Source organism: Candidatus Neomarinimicrobiota bacterium, from assembly GCA_036476315.1.
Lineage (GTDB): Bacteria > Fidelibacterota > Marinisomatia > Marinisomatales > S15-B10 > JAZGBI01.
On the sequence record JAZGBI010000031.1, the window covers coordinates 21,197 to 43,815 of the forward strand.

At 50.8% G+C, this 22,619-nt stretch carries 15 protein-coding genes and 1 tRNA gene; all 16 read left to right on the top strand.

Annotated features, from left to right (window positions below):
• Positions 1-219 precede the first annotated feature (219 nt).
• Entirely contained in the window at positions 220-1,227 is a 1,008-nt protein-coding gene (locus V3U24_03575; GenBank protein MEE9166530.1) for a CsgG/HfaB family protein, read from the top strand.
• Between the two features lie 85 nt (positions 1,228-1,312).
• Positions 1,313-1,999, top strand: a complete 687-nt coding sequence (locus V3U24_03580) for a Crp/Fnr family transcriptional regulator (GenBank protein ID MEE9166531.1) — start codon at positions 1,313-1,315, stop codon at positions 1,997-1,999.
• Positions 2,000-2,176: 177 nt separating this feature from the next.
• The gene (locus V3U24_03585) at positions 2,177-5,038 is read left to right on the top strand and encodes a TonB-dependent receptor (GenBank protein ID MEE9166532.1); all 2,862 of its coding nucleotides are present in this window, start codon (positions 2,177-2,179) and stop codon (positions 5,036-5,038) included.
• An 8-nt stretch (positions 5,039-5,046) separates the two neighbouring features.
• Positions 5,047-8,238: a hypothetical protein gene (locus V3U24_03590; protein MEE9166533.1), complete on the top strand. Its 3,192-nt coding sequence runs from the start codon at positions 5,047-5,049 to the stop codon at positions 8,236-8,238.
• 8 nt (positions 8,239-8,246) lie between these two features.
• The gene (locus tag V3U24_03595; GenBank protein MEE9166534.1) at positions 8,247-9,098 is read left to right on the top strand and encodes a hypothetical protein; all 852 of its coding nucleotides are present in this window, start codon (positions 8,247-8,249) and stop codon (positions 9,096-9,098) included.
• Positions 9,099-9,119: 21 nt separating this feature from the next.
• Positions 9,120-10,139 carry a PorV/PorQ family protein gene (locus tag V3U24_03600; GenBank protein MEE9166535.1) on the top strand — a complete coding sequence of 340 codons (1,020 nt, stop codon included), beginning with the start codon at positions 9,120-9,122 and terminating at the stop codon, positions 10,137-10,139.
• A gap of 281 nt (positions 10,140-10,420) precedes the next feature.
• Positions 10,421-12,481, top strand: a complete 2,061-nt coding sequence (locus tag V3U24_03605) for a S9 family peptidase (GenBank protein MEE9166536.1) — start codon at positions 10,421-10,423, stop codon at positions 12,479-12,481.
• Between the two features lie 43 nt (positions 12,482-12,524).
• Complete coding sequence (locus V3U24_03610; protein ID MEE9166537.1) at positions 12,525-14,741, top strand: TonB-dependent receptor; 2,217 nt, start codon at positions 12,525-12,527, stop codon at positions 14,739-14,741.
• Complete coding sequence (locus V3U24_03615; protein ID MEE9166538.1) at positions 14,738-16,132, top strand: right-handed parallel beta-helix repeat-containing protein; 1,395 nt, start codon at positions 14,738-14,740, stop codon at positions 16,130-16,132. Before V3U24_03610 ends, V3U24_03615 begins: the two co-directional genes overlap by 4 nt.
• Positions 16,122-17,018, top strand: coding sequence for a VIT1/CCC1 transporter family protein (locus V3U24_03620; GenBank protein MEE9166539.1), 897 nt, complete (start codon positions 16,122-16,124; stop codon positions 17,016-17,018). Before V3U24_03615 ends, V3U24_03620 begins: the two co-directional genes overlap by 11 nt.
• A gap of 12 nt (positions 17,019-17,030) precedes the next feature.
• Positions 17,031-17,939: a metallophosphoesterase gene (locus V3U24_03625; GenBank protein ID MEE9166540.1), complete on the top strand. Its 909-nt coding sequence runs from the start codon at positions 17,031-17,033 to the stop codon at positions 17,937-17,939.
• Positions 17,940-18,056: 117 nt separating this feature from the next.
• Complete coding sequence (locus V3U24_03630) at positions 18,057-18,311, top strand: hypothetical protein (protein ID MEE9166541.1); 255 nt, start codon at positions 18,057-18,059, stop codon at positions 18,309-18,311.
• A 7-nt stretch (positions 18,312-18,318) separates the two neighbouring features.
• Positions 18,319-19,122: a nitrilase-related carbon-nitrogen hydrolase gene (locus tag V3U24_03635; protein ID MEE9166542.1), complete on the top strand. Its 804-nt coding sequence runs from the start codon at positions 18,319-18,321 to the stop codon at positions 19,120-19,122.
• Between the two features lie 77 nt (positions 19,123-19,199).
• Positions 19,200-19,790 (top strand): VTT domain-containing protein, encoded by a 591-nt coding sequence (locus V3U24_03640; protein MEE9166543.1) that lies wholly within the window; start codon positions 19,200-19,202, stop codon positions 19,788-19,790.
• A gap of 353 nt (positions 19,791-20,143) precedes the next feature.
• Positions 20,144-20,218: transfer RNA gene (locus tag V3U24_03645), tRNA-Pro, on the top strand.
• 469 nt (positions 20,219-20,687) lie between these two features.
• Positions 20,688-22,619, top strand: a 1,932-nt coding sequence (gene leuS / locus V3U24_03650) for a leucine--tRNA ligase (GenBank protein ID MEE9166544.1), incomplete at its 3' end; no start/stop codon positions are given.

The following is a 22,619-nucleotide window of genomic DNA, read 5'->3' on the forward strand; positions in this document are numbered from 1 at the left end:
CCCTTCCTCTATTTCCCCCATGAATGCTAATTCAGGATACAAAAGTCTACTCATATTGCTTGTGGGCCAAGAAATAGTTACTTTTGGTATATTCCGCTGTGAGGCGTTCCTTACAGAAGCGTGTTCGATTCATAGGCCAGTGGTGAAGGAAAACACCAAGACTGTGGAGTGAATGCAAATCAGTTCAAATAAAGGGGAGTCAGCTTTGAACTGGAAATCATGAAAGTCCTCATCTCATCTATTCTTTTCTCAGGTTTTGTTTCATTTCTTTCGGGGCAAGAAACCGTGAGTTCCGGCACTCCGCCCCCGGACTCTTTGACCACGATCGCCGTTCTTCCCCTGGAAGGTAAGGGAATATCGACTCATGAATCAGAGATATTGACTGAACGATTGCGGTCGACTCTTGTTCAGGATGGTCGATACCAGGTGGTGGAACGGTCTCAGATGCAAGAAATCATGAGAGAACAGGGGTTTCAGCAAACGGGTTGTATTTCGCAAGAGTGTCTGGTGCAGGCTGGCCTGATTCTCGGTGCCATGAAAATGGTGAGTGGCACGGTGGGGAGGCTTGGCCAAAGCTTCGCCGTTGATGTGCGTCTGTTTGACGTGGAGACAGCCAGAATTGTGAGGGCGGTCACCCGCGATCATAAGGGAACAATTGACCGACTCCTCCCGGTCATCACAGACGTCGGAAGAGAACTGGCGGGTGAGGGTCCCGTCACTGCATCCCGGTCCATGAATGAAGAATCTGAAGATGTTTCCCATCAACTCGAGGCGGCTTTCGACAAAGTCACGACCTCGATCTCACGTACATTTACTTCTGACCACGGGGAAATTGAAGAAATCACCACCGCGTGGGGAATGAGCTGGTCTCCGTTTCAATTCTCCGTCCTTTATCCTCTTCAACTCGTCCCTGCTCGTGTTGACATCTATGGTCTGAGGATCACCCTACTCTACGGAAAGAATGAGAATCTGTTCGGCTTCGATAACGGCTTCATTAATGAAATCAACGACACTGTAATAGGTTACCAAACCGGCGTTTACAATAAGAGCGGAAAGGTGTACGGTGCTCAGTGGGGTCTCCTGAACACCTGCGAAAGACTTTACGGTGTTCAAATTGGAGTCATTAACAGAAGTGATCATTTGAGAGGAGTTCAGATCGGCGTACTGAACTTCAATCCCGTGAGTGGAGGTATTCCATTCATGCCATTCATCAATATTGGTTTTTAGCCTGAATTATTCAGGTTGGCTTTTCCCGCGTCAATGGCGGTAACCGGAAGCAAGTCTTGAATCGTTTTCTATTCATTTCACTCCAGTGAACACGAGCGACATAGAACTCCTTAGAAGCGTCCCTCTTTTCATCGATCTTTCCATGGCAGTTTTGCAAGAGCTTCTCGACAGAATGAGCAAACGATTCTACCGGAAGAATAATATGATCCTGATGCAGGATGAAATGGGGGACACCTTTTTTACCATCAGCAAGGGGAGTGTCAAAATCAATCGTCTGAGTGCCGACGGTAGGGAGGTCGTCTTTGCCATCTTGGGCGAGGGCGAATTCTTTGGGGAGATGTCCCTCCTGGATGAAGAGACGAGATCAGCCAATGCAGTGGCTCTTGAGGATTCCGAGGTGTTGATTCTAAAGCGGGGCGATTTTCTGGCTTTCCTGGAAAAATACCCCAGGGTGTCAATCTCCCTTCTTGCGGAAATGGCGGGGAGAATAAGGAAAATTGACGCGCAGATTGAAGGATTATCCTTAAGTGATGCGGCGCATCGCATCGGAATGACGCTTCTCCGGCTTTCTGAGGAACTCGGCGTCATTCAGAAAGGGGTGATTGAAGTCAATGGTCTTCCTTATCTCAAAGATATTGCCAATATGGCAGGTACTTCCCGGGAGACAGTGTCCAGAACGATGAAGCTGTTCGAAAGAGAGGGTATGATCCAGCGTCGCGGACGAAGGTTGAAAATCTTCGACTATTCTCAGTTCAAGCGTACGTTTGGGTAGCGACCGGCTCCTGGATAATGGGGTTGAAAAAATTCCGTTAATATGATATATTTCTCCTGAGGTTAACCTCAAAAAAGCTGTGGCAGTTGGGGTGCAACGTTTGACATGGTAGAACGCTTCCTGATTTCCCTTGCGTAATCAGGGGTCAGGGAAGAACATGAACCAGGAGGAGCCATAATGGGATCACTTCTCAAATTGCGCGTCTTCGGAGTATCGCTCATTTTTGTGTCCCTGGTCGCCGAGACACTCATGGCAGGGACGACAGGAAAGATTCAGGGGACGGTAAAGGAGAGGAAAACCGGTGATCCGCTCGTTGGAGTCAATGTCGTTGTCTCGGGAACGGAACGCGGAGCTGCCACTGATCTCACCGGTTACTACTTCATTTCGAATATCGCGCCGGGAACGTACGCCCTTTCCCTTTCCATGGTGGGATACAGAACCACGGAAGTTCAGAACGTCAAGGTATGGATCGATAGAACAACGGATGTACACGTCCAGCTTGAGATAGCGGCGGTTGAATTCGAGACCGTGATTGTACAGGCGAGGCGACCTCTTATTGAGCCGCGGGTGACCAACAAGACTATCTCTATTCGCTCTGAGGAAATCAAGGTCATGCCTGTAACGAGTTCCCAGGAAATTCTCCGGCTTCAGGCAGGCGTAACCCAGGTGGAAGGATCGTTCAACAAAGTGGCCGGGTTTGAAGACAGGGGGATTGACCAGACACACGTACGAGGTGGCCGAAGCGGGGAGATTGCCTACCTGGTTGACGGGATGTACGTTGAGGATGCCATCTACGCGGGAATGGGCACTTTTGTCAATCGAGCTGCCATCGAGGAGATGAAGGTGGAAGTGGGAGGCTTCAAGGCAGAGTACGGCGAGGCCCAGGCCGCGGTTGTAAATATTGTGACCAAAGAGGGACGCAGCCGCTTTCACACTTCCCTTGAGGTGAGTTCAAGCGGTTGGGCGGATATCGATGGCCGGGGGAAAGGGCTCAAGCCCATTTCGACTCCTGATGCCCTGCGTGATTATCACGATATTCTCGGTTCCATCGGGGGACCTGTACCGGGAATACCCGGACTCTCGTTCTTTCTCTCCGGTGAACAGCGATTCAAACGTTATTCGGTATTTGAGTTCGATGATATTACCTACGACTCCACCCTTATCTCCGACCCCACTGACAAGAACTTTGGCGAGCGCGTGGGGGACACGACCTACACGTTCGCTTACGGAAAAGAGCGGAGGTCCCATCCATTTGACAATTCTACCGGCTGGCAGGCGCTCGGGTTTGATGACAGGTGGGATTATTCCGCAAAGTTGACCTACAGCCCGTTTCCGGCGATCAAGATCAACATACTTCACCGGAAAGCCGACAAGCAATTCCGGAACTACGTGAATTCATATCGATATTCCATGAAATCCCGGCATATCACGTCGGACAGAACCGAACAGCAAGGACTTACCTTGAATCACCAGCTGAGTCCCGAGACGTACTACACGCTGAACTTCAACCGTTTCTGGAAATCACGCACCTACCGGATACCTGGTCTCCACTCAGATGAATTTGGTCCCGGGCTTAACAGGAATGACTATGACAATGACGGAGTGGGAGCTCCGGATGACCCGGATGAGATGTGGCATTATGTGGAGAATCAACCGGATCATCCAAGCTCGAGTTCCACGTCTGGATTTTACAATCCTCTGGCCACGGTGGGATTCGATTCCTCACGAGGCGTGTACGTCTACCGCGGCGGACTCATGCGATACTGGCACCGGGATTTTCAACAGTCATATGGTATTAAGAGTGACCTAACCAGTCAGATTACGAAAAGCCACGAAATAAAGACGGGGTTTGAATTTCGTCAATACGATATCTACTTCCGCGAAATCCAGCTCCCCTATCTCGAGAACCCCTATGCGGACAATTACCTAGAGCATCCCAAGGAAGCCTCGGCCTATCTACAGGATCAGTTCGATCTGGGACGAGTTATTATGAACATTGGGGGACGAATTGACTACTCCGACTCACGGGGTGAATTGTGGAGCGACCCAAAAGACCCCACCACGAAAGTGGTGCGTGGGCGTCACAAGTGGCAGGTAAGCCCCCGGTTGGGTTTCGGCTACCGAGTTACTGACAGAACCACTTTTCACTTCAATTATGGTCATTTCTTTCAGGTTCCCTCTTATCGCGACCTTTATGTGGGTGCGTCCACCCGGGACCTGGATACGCCAAGGCCTCTCATCGGAAATCCCCATCTGCAGGCTGAAAGGACCATGCAGTATGAATTCGGTTTCAAGCAACAGTTTGGCCGACTCTGGGCGGTCGACGTCACCGCCTGGACGAAATCGATCACGGGCCTTTCGGGGACCGTGAACATTATCGGCTTTGATCCTGACAGCCTGGGTCTGTACAACTACTACAATTTTGATAACTACGATCACGGGACCGCCCGAGGCGTTGACGTGACCGTGGAAAAACAGTTCAGCGACTATTTCATGGGTAAAGTAAACTATACCTATTCCGTGGCAAAGGCGAACCGGTACTATTCCTGGACGGGGTACTGGAACTCGGAAACGGAGGAGACGGAGGCGAAACGGGAACTTCTCATGCAGTACGATCAAACACACGTCATGGACGCGTGGTTCTTTGTCCAGTTTCCAGATCATTTTGGTCCCAAGTTTTTCAACCGTTATCCTCTCGAGCGGTTTTCAACGAGTTTCATAGTTTCGTATCAGACCGGTTATCCTTACACTCCCGTGGTGGGGGGCCGGGCCGGGGAACCCATGTCTGCCCGCTTTCCCCCCCGGACACGCGTCGACGCCGATATTCGGAAAGGGTTTCCGGTTCTGTGGGGAAGGATTGAGCTCTTCGCCCGCATTCTGAATCTTTTTGATCTACTCAACCCACTGACGCTCTGGGCTTCGACGGGAAGTCCCACCGAGCCCGACCCGGTCGCTTCCGGCTATAGCACCCAGTTCAATCGCCCCGATTTCTTCGATATCCGCCGACAGATCGATATGGGAATTCGATTTGAGTTTTGAGAGCTAGGATGATGAAAGGAGGCTCATTTCCCGTGAGGATGGCACGGATAGGACTGTATATCCTGATGTGTCTTGTTTGGCATGCCTCTGAGCTGGGGGCATCCTCCAACCGCAAGGAAAAGATGAGGGACCAGAAGCGGCGCCTGGAAAAGGCGGCGCGCAGTATCGATTATGCCGTGGGCGTCATCGATGCCGGAAAGATTCAGCACGGTCTCGACAACAGTGGAAACCTGGCGAGTATTTGGGGATGGAACAAAGAGATCTACCTGGCCCTTCCCGGAGCCTGGTACAAAGGATATGGCTACATCCCCAGCCTCTCCATGATGATTGGGGTTCCGGAAGGCCCATGGACACCCAGGTACTGGAGCCCCGCCAAGGGAGATTCAATGAGTTTGGGTCCCACCGTTACCGAAACGGATGTGGGGGGTGACTGGGGTCCCGCTGATGGACACCAGGGGAAATACCATTCAAGTAATGTCTTCATCGATGAAGTGGCCGCCAGAGGATCTCCTCCCCACTATCCCCTCATGGCAACCAGCACCAATGAGCTGACCTGGCCTGAAACAGGCTGGCCGGGAGATTGGGCCATGGATCCCGGTCCAGATGGTATCGCCCGGACAGATGACGATGTTGAGCTTGAAGGTGAGTTTACAGGTGACCAGGAGTTGTTCTTCGTCATGAATGATTTCGACTTGAATAACAAGGGGTTGAAGTATGGCGAAGCGGATGACGATCCAACACAGGGGTATTCCCTCGGTGTTGAGATGAACATTCAGGCCATCGGGTATGGACGCTCGTTTGCGGAGGACCTCATTTTTTTTCCCATGAAAATAGTGTACACGGGGCAAGACACCTTGAAAGGTGTCTATCTCGGATTTTATATCGACGTCGATGCCCCTGAATACGACGAAGGAGGAACCATCAACCACCGCGAAGACTGGATGGCGTTTCTCCGGGAAGAGTATGATCCCGAGCTCGATACCACTTACCGGTACAATATGGGATACATTTACGACCAGGAGTCTGCTCCCTATGGGGGAGCCGGTCCCATTGCCTATACGTGCATCAAGTTGCTCGAAACCCCTAAGGCCACAGAGGAAATCGATCTCGATGGTGACGGTGAGATTGATATTAAAGAAGGGGAGCAGCTGGGTATAACCGATTGGCACTGGTTCAGATGGGAGAATCGCCCGGGTGTTATTGAGAGCGAATTGCAGGAATGGGAGCAGTACAAACTACTCAGCGGAGGTAGCAAAGCGACTCTGTGGGATACTAAGAATGAAGAGTGGGGCGATTTCAAGGTGAGTCAGGGCGAACTGTTCATGGCCGACACCATGTGGGATGGGACAGTCTATGAGTTGACCTCTCTCCACACTGCGGATGATGCATGGTTTCACGCCGATGAGACCGGCAAGTTGAACACCCATTTTGACGATTACAGTATCATGGAGAGGGAGGAGTGGACAGACCTCGATTGTGTCTTCATTATGAGTTCGGGACCCTTCACGCTAATCCCGGGTGAATCCACAACTTTCTCCTTCGCCCTCATTATGGGTGATAATCTGGAAGATCTCAAACTCAACGCCCGCGCGGCCCAGATTATGTACAATCTGAACTATCTGGGAGCCGATCCGCCCCCAGCCCCAACGCTAACCGCCATTCCCGGCGATGGAGAGGTCAGGCTCTACTGGGATGCGGCGGCGGAATCTGCGGTGGATATTCTCACGCGGTATGAAGATTTTGAAGGGTATAAGATTTACAGAACAGCCGTCCATCCGGCGAATAATAAGTGGGGTGAATTAATTACGGACGGACTTGGTAATGAAATGGGATTCGAGCCAATGGCTCAGTTTGACTTGGACAATACCATCAGTGGATTGGACCCCGAATATCCCTATTTGAACCGGGGTTCCAACACGGGCCTTCAGCACTCATGGACCGATACAGACGTAAGGAACGGTGTGACATACTGGTATGCAGTGACGGCCTACGATAGAGGCATAAGTGCCGAAAACGATACATCACTGAATCCGGACAATTGGGCAGAATTAAATTATCTGGAGAATGCGAAAGGGAACAACCCTGAAAGCGTATCAAACCTGGAGGAAGTGGTGCCCGACCGGAAACCACCGGGGTACGAACCTCCAACTGTCTATGAAGTTTCGCCTGATCCCGACTCACTCGGAAAAGGATCCATTGACCTATTGCTAGTGAATCCCGATGCCGCCTCTGAAACCCATACTTATACTCTCACATTTGACGACGTCACGAGCCCTGAACGACTTCTCTATTCCGTCACAGATGACCAAGGCAATCTGCTCGTTGAGGGAAGTGATCGAACGGAAGGAGATGACGGGGGAGAGGTCTTCAACGGTTTACGGCTCATTATTAATGAATATGACATTCTGGAGTTCCTGGAGAACAGGTGGCTTCACGTGGAGGGGGATACTACCAATCTGGAGTTTGGCTCCCTAGTGGAGGCAGACACCGGGTCGGGACAACCCTGGGACTACAGTATGATGTTCAAGGAAACAGCGTCGCCGGATATGATGAGTTTTGCCATCTACAACGTCACTCTCGGTCGAGAAAAGACCACGGCGCTTCTGGACACTTCAATCGATGTTTCCGAGGAAGAAGGGGAGTTTGAATTCGAGCTGAATGAGGTGATAGATGGAGAAACCGTTCCCACGTGGGTGTACAATCTTTCCTGGAGAACGACTCTGACTCCGTCAGATACGGTTGTCGTGGGCACGGACACTACGATCCAGTATCAATATATTCCGGCCTGGCCTCCATCGCCTGGAGATGAGCTTTTGATTCGAACGCAGAAACCGTTGACGACCGAAGATGTGTTTCAGTTTGAGGTTGAAGGATTTTCCATGAGGGAACAGATCGAAGACGAAGAGTTGGAAGCGGTACGGGTGGTGCCCAATCCCTACATTGTGAGAGCGGACTGGGAGTTAAATGCAAACCGGAAACTGCTCGCCTTCACGAATCTGCCACCCACATGTGACATTTACATTTATACCATGACCGGTGAGCTCGTGAAGAAGATCAGGCGTCGGAATTCATCAGTCTCGAGGGAGCATTGGAACCTGCTAAACGAGAGTAATCAAGGAGTGGCCTACGGTTTGTATCTGTACGTCGTTGAGTTACCCGGAGGAAAGAAAACTACTGGGAAATTCGTTCTCATAAAGTAGGAGGTCCGGTGATCTCAAACAGGATACTGAAATATCTTGCAGCTTTTGCGTTTGTTCCTCTCTTTTTGATGGTGAGCTGTGAAAGAGAAGAGGACGTTACAGGTCCCGCAACGGAGACCCTGAGGCCTGCGGAAGCGGAGATAAGCGTGGACAGATCCACAATTCTCTCAGGAGGGAGGGACTCATCACATTGGGATATTAAGCTATTTCAAGCGAACGGTGACGATATGGCTGCTTTTGAATCAGCTTATACTCTGGAATTGCTCACGGATCGCCACGGATATTTCCTCGATAACGGGGATGTGGCCAGGCGCATTACCGTTACGACCGATGCCAATGGTGAAGCAAGTCTGAATTTCTATGGGTCCCGGGAGCCTGGAATCTCTGAGACATTGATCTGGGGGGAGGGCTTCGGTCCCCAGACGGTAACGGTGAGCGTAGTTGCCGGGTTTCCATATTACATCGTTCTCGAATTCAAGGATCCCGGGGAGCCGGAGTGGATGTCTACAGACAGTCTGGTCTCCGGGGAGCATTTTTCAAAGCCGGATTCCACGATGGTTCGCATAACGATCCTGAATGAAGACCAGCTGCCTCTGGAAGGCGTCCAGGTGAATCTGAACAACGGCTCCCCGGCAATCGGCGGGGGATTGTATGGCTACTTCAAGTCCATAGCACCCGAGAAGGATCTATCTTATGGCTCCGCTACCACTGGCGTTTCGGGCATTGCCAGCGACTTCTACTACTCTGATGTTGTTCCGGTATCAGGGAACCCGGTTACTGTGGAGATTGTTGCCCAGGTGGACTCAGCCCGTTTCGGAAGAATCATTTCCAGCAAGTTTCTCACGATTTCGCCTCCCTAACCAACTGGAGAAAACGAGAGAATGAAGAAGTTGTTATGTCTGTTCGTTACCGCTGCCGTCCTGGCTCCACTCGCCGGTCAGGATGACGGGGAATTCACCAAGGGCGGCACGTCCGCAGCCCAATTCCTGAAGTTCCCCGTGGACGCTCGCTCGTCTTCCCTGGGTGGTACGCATTCGGGAATCTACGGGGATGTGGCTTCCCTTCACTGGAATCCCGCGGGGATCGCCGCAATCGACAGGTTTGCTTTGGCTGTTTCCTATTTCGATTTGTTCGTGGGAATCAAACATTCCTTCCTCGGTTTTGTCACCAAGGTGGGAGGAAGCGGTGCCATTGGTATCAGTGCAATCGTTCTCAGTTCAGGGGTAATTGAAGAGACGACGATTGATGAGCCTGAGGGGACAGGTGCAATATTCAGCGTGATGAACTATGCACTGGGTCTGAGCTATGCAAGGTACATGACACAGTGGCTGATGCTCGGTGCAACGGTCAAATACGTAAGAGAAGACCTCTGGCACGAGACAGCACAGGCAGTGGCAGTTGACATCGGATCGGTCCTCGAAACAGGGATATGGGGCATGAAGCTGGGAATGAGCGTCTCTAACCTGGGACCGGATATGACACTTGAAGGTCAAGATCTCCTCCTACCGCTGGAGCAGCCCGGATTTACTGATGCCAGAGGGGCTAGACTCAAGACCGAAGCTTGGCCATTACCATGGAGATTTCAGGCGGGCGTGGCGGTGGACATCATTGGTGGATCCAACCAGACCTTTTCCAGTGACGTTTCCCGCGTCACGGTGCTGAGCCAGTACGAAGAAGTCAATGACGCAGGGACCAGGGGCAATTTTGGAATTGAATACCAGTGGAACAAGATGGTGTCAATCAGGACAGGATATTTCTCCGGATACGATACCGCAAGACTTTCCTACGGTCTCGGTGGATCCTTCAGTATGGGAACTAACCAGTTGCAGCTCGACTACGCCCTGGTCGATTTTGCCAGATTGGGCTATGTTCACCAGACCACTCTGGGCGTGAAGTTTTAGCCTGATTAATTCATGAGTACTCGTGAATTAATCACCCTTCCCCGCATTCTGCGGAATCTTCCACGGGCCACATGTTTCGATAACTTTCGGAACTGCCTGCCTGGCGGTCAGACAGGCGGGGTTAACCCCACCACAGGCAGCCTTCGGTGACAGGTTAGAGCTGCCGCGATATTTCTGTTTTATCCACTCTCGCTGTTTGCCTGCCAATACATACTTTAAAAGGAGGAGTCATCATGCATGTCTTTAGTTTGAGTTTCGCTGTCATTCTATTCTTTAGTGTCATGGCCTCTGAAGCGTCAAAACAAAAACCCCCGGTTGGCAAGGTCAGTCCAAAACGTTTGGAAGAACATGGGAATGTCCGGATTGACAATTACTACTGGCTGAAGGAACGGGACGACCCAGAGGTCATCAGCTACCTTGAGGCAGAGAATGAGTATACCGAAGCCGTCATGGCCCACACGGAGAAGTTCCAGGAGTTTCTCTTTGAAGAAATCAAAGGGAGAATCAAGCAGACAGACATTTCCGTTCCATACAGACTGGATGATTACTACTATTATTACAGGTACGAAGATGGAAAAGAGTATCCTATCCACTGCCGTAAGCGGGACTCTCTTGATGGACCTGAGGAGATAATGCTTGATGTCAATCTGGTGGCCAGGGGACACGAATTCTGTTCCGTTCGAGGACGTGAAGTGAGTTCGGGACAGAATATTCTCGCTTTTGCCGTTGACACGATCGGTCGGCGCAAATACACAATCCATTTCAAGAACCTTGATAACGGGGAGGCGTACGGGGACGTGATCACAGAGGTCAGCGGAAACTTGGCGTGGGCAAACGACAACAAAACTCTGTTCTACGCCAAACAGGATTCCCTCACCCTCCGGTCGTATCAGATATACCGCCACGCTCTGGGGACGGACGTATCCCAGGATGAGCTGGTGTACGAGGAAAAAGACGAGACGTTTTCGAGTTATGTGTGGAGAACGAAGTCGAAAAAGTATCTGATGATAGGCTCTTTCCAGACTCTGAGTCATGAATACAGATTCCTGGACGCGGACGATCCCTCAGGTGAATTCAAGGTGTTTCTGAAACGCGAGCCTGATCATGAGTACGATGTGGATCATTTTCAGGACAAGTTTTACATTCGAACGAATTTCCGTGCCAGGAATTTTCGTCTTATGGAGACACCAACGGAGAAAACGGGCAGAGAAAACTGGAGGGAGCTGATCCCGAACCGGGACGATGTATTCTTGTCGGGATTCACCCTTTTCAGGGATCACCTGGTACTCCAAGAGAGGAAGAAAGGACTGGTTCATATTCGCATCGTACCGTGGAGTGATGAGGAAGAACATGATCTTGATTTCGGCGAACCGGCCTACCTGGCGTACGTGGCTAATAATCCTGACATGAATACTCCTGTTCTCCGGTACGGGTATACCTCGATGACCACACCGAATTCCGTCTTTGATTACAACATGGAGACACGTGATAAGACGCTGATGAAACGGGACGAGGTGTTGGGTGGTTTCGATTCCAACAATTATGAAACGCTGCGTCTGTTCGCTACGGCGGATGATGGCATCGAGATTCCCATATCCATCGTCTACCGCAAAGGCAAGAAGAATGGCGGCAATCCACTGCTGTTGTACGGATACGGTTCATACGGAGCAAGCATGGATGCGACTTTCAGCTCTCCAAGACTGAGTCTTATAGATCGAGGTTTCATCTATGCCATCGCCCACGTGCGGGGAGGACAAGAGCTTGGACGTGCGTGGTATGAGGATGGGAAGCTGTTGAAGAAAAAGAATACGTTTACCGATTTCATCGCATGCGCAGAATATCTCATCCAGGAAGGGTACACCAGTTCAGATGAATTGTATGCCATGGGTGGGAGCGCGGGAGGATTGCTGATGGGTGCGGTTGTTAATATGGCTCCAGATCTATTTAACGGAGTTGTGGCCAGGGTGCCTTGGGTTGATATCGTTACCACCATGCTTGACTCGGAAATTCCTCTTACCACGAGTGAATATGACGAATGGGGAGATCCCAATGATAAGAAATACTACGACTATATGTTGTCCTACTCTCCTTACGATAATGTTGTGGCCCGGGACTATCCAAATCTTCTGGTAACGACGGGATTGCACGATTCCCAGGTCCAATACTGGGAGCCTGCAAAGTGGGTCGCCAAGCTGCGGGCAGTGAAGACAGACGGCAATAGGCTCCTCTTAAAAACCAACATGCAAGCCGGACACGGGGGACGTACCGGTAGATACAAGCGCTATGAGGATACCGCGTTCATCTATGCCTTCCTCCTCGATCTTGCGGAAATTACCAAATGATGTGAAAGGCTTTCACCCTGGGCTATTCTAGAAAAGCGGAATCTTGGTCAGAACGAAACTGATCCGGGCATTCTCAACCTTTGCCGCCCTTATGGTGACAACTGGTTTCGCCAGTGGAGCGGTGGAGGGTACAGTTCTGGATGGTGAGACTTCTAAGCCAATCGTGGGAGCCAACGTAGTGATTCTGGGTACTGATCAGGGAGGAACGACGGATGGGGAAGGGAGGTTCAAGATTGAATGGGAAGGTGTATACCCCGTGACCCTTCTAGTCTCACATATTGCCTATGATTCGAAAGAAATGGATATTCTATTTCCTGGATCAGTGACCGTTTCACTGGCGTCGAAAATCCTGAGAGGTGAGGAGGTTTTCGTAGTCGGAGAGAGAACCCGATCCCAAAGGGAAGTCTCAACGGCCATGGATGTTGTGGAAATTGAATCGATCGAAAGCCAGGGAGCGCGGGATGTGGGCTCCGCCCTCAGGAGAATTAGCTCTCTCTATGTGGATCAATCGAGTTCCGGCGCGCAGACGGTGAGTATTCGCGGGAGTAACGCCAACGAAGTGGCCGTTTATCTAGATGGAGTCAAAATCAACAGTGCAAATACGGGTGTGGCGGATCTTTCACAGATCGATCTCTATTCCATTGACCGAATCGAGGTGCTGAGAGGAGGAAATGCCTATCTATTTGGCCAGGGGAATCTCGGAGGGGTCTTGAATCTGTCATCCCACAGCCTGGCTGAAAACGATTTCTCTTTCGACTGGGGGGAGGGACTTTCTTTTGACGATGATCTGGATCTTTCTGTGGGCGGCTCCCGCGTCTTGGGACCTCTGGCATTTGGGGGGAGGTTTTCGGGGCGATATCGTGCCTACGAAGGCCGAACGCTCACGGCTTCCGGTTTTAGCAGTCTATTAGGGGATCTGGATTTTTCGAAAGGAAAAACAAGGGCAAGATGGTATCGGCTGCAAAATGCCCTCACCTATCCTTCGGGCAAAGTTGCATCCGGAGATCAACAAACGGTGGGAAGTGTCCATTACACCGGTAACATACTTGGCACCAGTGGCTGGGAGCTGTTCTCCGGGAATCGCAGCTGGTTTGAGGTGAACAATTTTTTTGTCAACATGAACCAGGAATTGGACGACAAAACCGTTTCTTACAGGATTGGCAAGTCCTTGCATCTCCGGATTCTGGAGGCCAGTTTTCAGATAGAGAGGGAAGATCAGACATTCACGGCAGACAGGACGTTCAGAAACCCTGACCGGAACACATACACGGACAGCGACAACGAACTGTCACGTCTGTCGGATGGATTAGTTCTCGCGACACGTTGGATGAATCAAAACGAAGAGGCCGCGCTTCTTCGCTTTCACGTGGAGGTAAGCGGCCGGTTCGACAGGATCGTGACCCATCGTCGGCAGCAGCAGGTGACCTCTTCTGCGTCCGGTGTTCGTGGCAGTCCCGAACAAAATTCCGCGCGGGGAGTTTCTAAGTTTCTCAACAAACGGATTGGCTTTCGGATGGAAGGTCTTAGCGACAGGTTTCGTTATGCTCTGTTTGCAGGGCAGGGAAGCAATCACAGGCCGCCCACTCTGAACGATCTCTTCATCCAGGCAAATACGAGTTCGGATTCACTGCGCAACGCCCCTCTAGCAGCGGAATACTTGAACACCTCCGAAATAAATCTTGAAGTTGCTCTGGTGGATATTCCAACAATTCCCATTCTGTTTGCGCTTGAAGCCAAGGGGGCCTATTTCAAAAACAACTATGATAACAAGATCGGCTACAAGGATCTGAAGGGGAGGTTCGAGGAACCCCCTGTGCCATATAATGAAGCTAATGCAGATATCAACGGATTTGAGCTTAGTCTTGCAGCATCAGCCTGGGGCGGAAAGTTTCGACTGCAGGCGAGTGCCATAAGGCTCAATATTGAAAATCTGACCCTGTTTCCCAATAAACCTGATCATCGATATGTGGTGGCCGCGGACTGGAATCTGGACTGGCTTTCAGTGAGCTTTGATCACTTCAGGGAAGGAGAGAGATTTGTCATCGGCAAAGGATTTTCACGCCTCATAGAACCGAGGAAGAATGCCAATCTCAATGTTACTGTGAACCGGAATATTGGGAGTGTGCATCTGAGCTTGTCTTATACGTTACGAAACCTGCTGTCAATGAAAAAAAAAGGCCAGAGCTCCGAACTGGACATTCTCTTCTTCAACTACTACGACGAATACAGGCAGATACTCACGCTGAGGGCTAGACTATGACCCGACGACATCGAGTGGTATTCGGCCTTCTTGCGGTGATGTCGGGACTGGGCGTTCTCATGGTCTCGTGTGATAATCCGTTTATGCCGGAACTGTCGAAAGATGAGGATTTTTTCGAGCTCGATCACGATTTTGAGGGAGGTCCGCGGATTTTGAATGACGTTCCTATCACGCTCACCTGGACGGAAGTCACCATTCCGGATTTCAAAAGTTTTACGGTCTACCGGACTGCGGTTGGTAGCGCCAAAGAGTACTGGGTAGTAAGGAGAGAGATTGTGAATCCACTGGTGGTGAGTTATACAGATACCATTGATGATGATGAGACATTTCAGTACAAGGTTCGAATTGAGGATAACAGCGGAAACTACAGAGAGGTTGAAACAGACCTCATTAAGCTCCGGACGACGCATATCGTGGTCCCTGATGAATACCAGGCGCTGCAGGAAGCGTACAATACACCTTTTATCGACGATGGAGATACCATTTATGTCAACCCCGGAACCTACGTTCATCCATTTAAATTCTTGGGTAAAGACGTATTTATCAGGAGTGTAGCTGGAAGGGAGGAAACTGTGCTGAAGCGTGGAGGCACGGTGTTCTCCATGAACCGTGGAGTTTTGAGCGGTTTTACCATTACCCGGGGCTCGGTAGACCTGCACGGCACAGCCCGGCTGGAGGACTGCCTCATTACAGGGATCTACACGTTTGACATATCGTTGGGGGATGGATACAACGAACGATCGGCGGTCACGGTTCGTGACAGCGCCGAGCTGAGGAACTGCGTGATTGAGGATAATACCAAGCGTCCCTTCTGGGGGGAAGGCGGCGGCAACGGCGGTGGTGTGAGCATTCATGACCGTGCCAGGCTCCGGAATTCCCGAATCACTAACAACTGGTCGGGCAACCGAGGGGGCGGTCTATCCATTCACGGTGAGCCGACTCTGACAAACTGTATCATAGACAATAACTACGCCTTGAACGGGGGTGGAGGAATCCTCGTCGATGCTACGTCCAGCCCGACTATTGTAAATTGCGTGATCGTTGGAAATGAATCGGGGCTTCATAATGATCAATGGAGTCAGGCGCGGGGAAAAGGCAATATTTATATAATGAATAGTATTGTGGGTAAAGGGGGGACCTACCGGTACGGAGGTGGAGAAGGTGTCCTCTGGAGAAACGCATCGTACAGCGCCATCGCCGGTGAAACAGAGGGTATGGGTAACATCGATACCCTTCACCCACGTTTTGTCGATTTCAGCGGAGCCGATTTTCATCTGAAGGACGATTCTCCCTGCATCGATACCGGCAACCCCGCACCGGAATACAACGATCCCGACGGGTCAAGTAATGACATGGGCGCGTACGGAGGACTGTTTGGTGATGCATGGTAAAGCGGTGGTAGATAAACCGATAGACGACGCGCTGAAACAGAGAATTCTGAAAGCTCAGAAGATTGAAATCACTGAGTATATCATTTACGGAAAACTCTCCCGATCGGAAATGGTTGCCCACAACAGGGATGTCCTCGATCGCATATCCTCTGACGAGCTCAGACACTACAATTTTCTCAAGGAACACTCCCGGGAGGATGTGAAGCCCAACAGGTGGATGATCGTGAAGTACTATCTCATCGCGAGAATACTCGGTCTCACCTTCGGATTGAAGCTCATGGAAAGGGGGGAGGAGAGAGCTCAGAAGAATTATGAGGCAATGATGGAAATCATGCCGTCGGCCGAGATGCTTGTCCGGGAGGAAATCGAACATGAGAGAGAATTGATAGATTTGATCGATGAGGATCGGCTCAGGTATGTGGGATCCATGGTTCTCGGATTGAACGACGCACTGGTGGAACTCACCGGGGCTCTTGCGGGATTCACGCTTGCCCTGCAGAACACGAGGCTTATTGCCATGGTGGGAATGGTTACAGGGATTGCAGCGTCCCTCTCGATGGCCGCCTCAGAATACCTCTCCACCAAAACGGAAGAGGATGCCAGAAATCCATTGAACGCCGCCGTCTATACCGGTCTTGCCTACATCGTAACGGTGATATTTCTCATTTTCCCGTACTTGGTCTTTTCCGACTATTTTTTCTGTCTTGCCTTTACGATTTTCAATGCGATTCTTGTGATCCTGGTTTTTACATTTTATGTCTCTGTTGTGAGAGAAATCTCGTTCAGAAATCGTTTTGTGGAAATGGCCACCATCAGCCTCGGGGTGGCATTCTTGACGTTCTGGATAGGATTCCTCATCAGGAGAATCCTGGGTGTGGAGCTGTAGCTTCGAATCGTGATGGGTTCATCCAATACTGAAAGAGTAAGACACAGTCGCCTCCTTTTTCTCTTCACCTCCCTGGCTCTTTGGAGTTACTCTTTTCTCCTCGCCCAGGCTCCATCGCCATATTTTTTCGTGGTTGCCTCGGATCCTCAGCTCTTTTTCAATCAAGAGAATGACCTTAACTGGGGGAAGACCATCTCGCACGTCAACCGGCTCAGACCGGATTTCGTGGTTGTCTGTGGGGATCTCATCCATGCTGACAATGATCCGGCAAAGTGGAATGATCCCGCGGAACTGCAGAAATATGACGTTCTTGCCGCCGCCTACCTCAACAATGCCGCGACAATAGATCCTGGGATCACCCTTCATAATGTGGCCGGGAATCATGACGTTTCTTCAGAACCGACACGTGAAACCATAGCCTGGTATTCGGACAGGTTTGGCCGGACATGGTATTCCTTTGAACATAAGCGAAGTTTTTTCATCGTTCTCGAATCGAACCTCATGAAGAATCCGAACGGTGCGCCTGATCTGGCGAAGGAACAGATGTCCTGGCTGCACGAAACGCTGAAGCGGGTGGAGAAGGGCCATTTTTCCCATAAGATTGCCTTCATGCATCACCCTCTCTGTATTAATCGCCTCGATGAAGATGAGGGCTATTTCAACCTGCCGAAAGAGATGCGTTTCGAGTTACTTGGTCTTTTTCACAAATATGGCTTTGATGCGGTTTTCTCCGGCCACTACCATCGCAACGCCTATCTGAGAGACGGTGAGCTCGAACTGATTACGACGAGCTCCTGTGGGGCAGCACTGGGCGACGACCCGCTGGGATTGCGCATTGTGAAAGTCTACCCGGACAGGCTTGAGCACGACTACCATGCCTTCGAGGAGATGCCGACAGAAGTGAAGATGAAAGGAGATTGAGCCAACAGAGCCGTTTCGACAGTACTGGCGATTCTACATTTTGGCTGGGAATTTCGTTGAATTGTTGTCTGTTTCTGCTGAACTTATTATCAAACAGATACCTGGGAGGAATTGATCATGGAAGAACAAGAAATTGGTTATATCTCCAACTATTTCTCAAAAATATCTGTGGCTATTGTCGAAATCACCAAAGGTAAGCTTCAAGGAGGAGACGCGATTCACATCAAGGGCAATACGACGGATTTCAAACAGGATGTGGAATCGATGCAGATCGAACATGAGACTGTTCTGAAAGCAAAAAAGGGGGACAGTATCGGATTGAAAGTAAGCAAGAAAGCGAGGAAGAAAGACAAGGTTTTCAAAGTTCTCTGACGACAGAGTGAAAATCGGCCTCATTCAGAAATTTCCCGGCTCCCACCGAGAAGACAACATCCGGCGGGGTGTGAAACATCTGGAAGAAGCTGCACGTGAGGGGGTTGATCTTGTGGCCTTTGCCGAGCTTGCTTTTGATCCCTTTTTTCCCAGGAAACCGGCGACAGGTGATGTTACTCGCCTGGCTGAGGTCATTCCTGGACCTACCACCGATATCTTCGCCAGGAAAGCAAGAGAGCTCGGGATCATTGTTGTCCTGAATCTATTTGAAAGTGACGGTGAGCGGACTTACGATGCCTCTCCCGTGATCGACTCCGACGGCACGCTTCTCGGTGTCACCCGAATGATTCATATTGCCGATTACGAAAACTTCTATGAAAAGGATTACTACACGCCAGGTAACAGATGGGTTCACGTCTATCATACCTCCGCAGCGAAAGTCGGCGTTGCTATCTGTTACGACCGCCATTATCCGGAGTACATGAGGGCCCTGGGAGTTGAAGGGGCTGAACTGGTCGTGGTGCCCCAGGCGGGAACGGCAGGCGAGTGGCCGTCGGGTCTATTCGAAGCGGAGCTGCAGGTCGCTTGTTTTCAGAACGGTTACTTCGGGGCATTAGTGAACCGCGTGGGCAGGGAAGGCGACATGGAGTTTTCCGGAGAATCTTTTATTACTTCCCCTGAGGGTTCGGTCCTCACTCGCGCTCCGGCAGGGAAGGAGCACACATTGATCGCAGACCTGGATCTTTCTCGCGTAGCGGATTCACCGGCGAGACGCATGTTCCTCAGAGACAGACGCCCTGAGATATACTGAACTACGTTTCTTTCTCCACGTTGATTCAGGCTCAAAAACTCACCTGTCAAATTCGTACGACGAAAGGGTAACTCAGTATGTTTAGATGGTTGAGAAGACTGTACGATTGGGTGCTCCATTGGGCGGAAACTCCATACGCCGTTCCCGCGTTGATTATTCTTGCCGTGGCGGAATCATCGTTCTTCCCGGTCCCCGCGGACGTGTTGTTGATTGCGCTGGCGGTGTCGATTCCCAGGCGGTCATTTGAATACGCCGCGTACACCTCCCTCTTCTCTGTTCTTGGTGGGGTAGGGGGGTACGTTATAGGCCTGAAGTTCATGGCATTGGTGGGTTCGCCGATTATTGAGTTGTATGGCTACCAGGCCCAGTTTGAATCATTGAGCGGAATCTTCCACCGGTACAATTTCATCGCCGTTTTGACGGCAGCGATGACGCCTATTCCCTATAAGGTTTTCACCATCACAGCGGGTGCCGTGGAAGCAGATTTCGTGGAATTCGTCGTGGCATCGGCCGTTGGGCGCTCTCTTAGATTCTTTGCAGTAGGGGCATTGATCTACTTCCTTGGTGAGCGTGTCAAAGAATTCATCGAAAAGTATTTCAACATCTTGGCTGTCGCCTTCGCCACCCTTCTCCTGGGCGGGTTTGTCGTGGTGAAATTGGTCTTTTGACTGTCATTCGTCTCCAAGTCAGTCTAAATTGTACATTAGTTTTGTGAGGAGAATTGGAGTAATGGAGTATTGGAGAGATGCACTATTGGAGTGGTAGAGAGTGGAGTGATTTCTAACAACTTGGTTATTCAATTCTCCAATTCTCCATTTTTGCATTACTCCATTTTAAAGCGGGGTGTAGCGTCCCGACGGGTCGGGAAGGTCCCCGGTTCAACTCCAGGCACCTGGACCATAATGAGTCATTGGAGGATGTGAGTAGTGGAGTGCTGGAGAATTGGAAAACCGGAGCCAGGTATGCGCATTGGATTACTCGATTCTCCAAATTTCCATTCCTCCATTGCTCCAGTTTTCATCGGGGTGTAGCGCAGCCTGGTTAGCGCGCGTCGTTCGGGACGACGAGGTCGGGAGTTCGAATCTCCCCACCCCGACGGTCATAGATTTGTTGGAGTATTGGAGGGTTGGAGAGATGGAGTATTGGAGAACTGGGGTAGTGGAGTAATGGAGTATTGGAGTATTGGAGTGGTGGAGAGCGGAGTGACTTCTAACAACTTGGTTATTCAATTCTCCATTTCTCCATTTTCGCATTACTCTACTTCCTATCAGGATTTGGCGCGTCCCGACGGGTCGGGAAGGTCGGGAGTTCGAATCTCCCCACCCCGACGGTCATAGATTTGCTGGAGTATTGGAGGGTTAGAGAGATGGAGTATTGGAGAACTGGGGTAATGGAGTATTGGAGTGGTGGAGAGCGGAGTGACTTCTAACAACTTGGTTATTCAATCCTCCAATTCTCCATTTTCGCATTACTCCATTACTACCTCCAAATCTCCATCTTCACATTTCTCCACTTTCAATGGGATATAACCGAGCCCTTTAGCACGTTTCACGCCCGAAACGATCATGTCAAGATACGATCATAAGTCCATTGAAAAGAAATGGCAGGATTACTGGGAGAAAAACGGACTGTTCAATGCGGCTGAAGATCCAGGTAAGAAGAAGTACTATGTACTTGACATGTTTCCCTACCCATCGGCGGCAGGTCTTCATGTGGGCCATCCTCTCGGATATATAGCCACTGATATTGTTGCCAGACATAAAAGAATGTGCGGGCTCAACGTGCTCCACCCTATGGGATGGGATGCCTTCGGTCTGCCGGCCGAACAGTATGCCCTCCAGACGGGAACCCATCCATCGTCAACGACGGCAAAGAATATCGCCAACTTTCGAAGACAGATCAAGATGTTGGGCTTGTCATACGACTGGGACAGGGAAATCAATACGACGGATCCAGGATACTACAAATGGACCCAGTGGATTTTCCTTCAGCTTTTCAAGAAGGGACTCGCCTACGAGGCGAGGGTTCCAGTGAACTGGTGTCCCCAACTGGGTACCGTTCTTGCAAACGAGGAGGTGATTGACGGCAAATCGGAACGAGGTGGGTACCCCGTCTACCGAGTTCCCATGCGCCAATGGATGCTGAAGATCACAAAGTACGCAGAAAGTCTACTCGAGGGACTGGATCAATTGGATTGGCCGGACAGCGTAAAAGAGCTTCAACGGAATTGGATAGGACGTGCCGAGGGAGATGATGTAGTTTTTGAACTTCCAAGCATAAGTGACTCTCTTATTGTATTTACCACCCGACCGGATACCTTGTTTGGAGCCACATACATGGTGCTAGCGCCGGAGCACCCGATGGTAGGGAAACTTACGGTTGGTCAGAGAGAAAAGGCCGTGGATGCGTATCTGAAGTCATCTGCCCGGAAATCAGAGAGAGTGAGGACCGATCTGGCGGAGGAGAAAACGGGAGTCTTCCTCGGGTCACATGCAATCAATCCGGTGAATGGAGCCCGAGTACCCGTGTGGATTTCGGACTACGTCCTCATGACATACGGAACGGGGGCGATCATGGCCGTTCCCGCGCACGACCAGAGGGACTGGGAATTCGCCAGGAAGTATCATCTTCCCATTGTTGAAGTGGTAAAGGGAGGCGACATCAGGAAGGAGGCGTACGAGGATATTGAGGGGGGAAAGGTGGTCAATTCCACTACCCCTGACGGCTCCTTCAGCATTGACGGACTTTCCGTGGAGGAGGCAAAGAAGAAAATCATCGGCTGGTTGGAGAAGACCGGGAAAGGGAAGTACCGGATCAACTACAAACTTAGAGACTGGCTTTTTTCCAGGCAGCGATACTGGGGGGAACCTTTTCCCATTGTTCATGTTGGGGGTGAGGCGCGAGGTATCCCCGAAGGGGACTTACCCGTGGAGCTGCCGGCTCTCGAGAACTATGAGCCGTCTGGCACGGGGGAGTCGCCCCTGGCATCATCAGAGGAGTGGGTCAATATTACCGTTGACGGAGAACCGGGTGTACGAGAAACCAATACCATGCCCCAGTGGGCAGGGTCAAGCTGGTACTACCTCAGGTATCTCGATCCTCACAACCGTGAGAAGGGGTGGGATCCAGAGAAGGAGCAATACTGGATGCCCGTTGATTTGTACGTGGGCGGACAGGAGCATGCCGTTTTACATCTGCTCTACGCACGATTCTGGCATCATGTCCTGCATGATCTGGGATATGTATCCACGAGTGAACCTTTCAAGAAACTTTTCAACCAGGGAATGATTCTCGGTGAAGATGGCCAAAAAATGAGCAAATCCAGGAACAACGTGATCAATCCGGACGAGATTGTGAATGAGTATGGGGCCGACTCGATGAGGCTTTTTGAAATGTTCATGGGGCCCCTGGAGAAATCAAAACCGTGGAGCACCTCGGGTCTTCAGGGCTGCTACCGTTTTCTGAACCGCCTCTGGAAAATGTTTGTCGACGAAAAG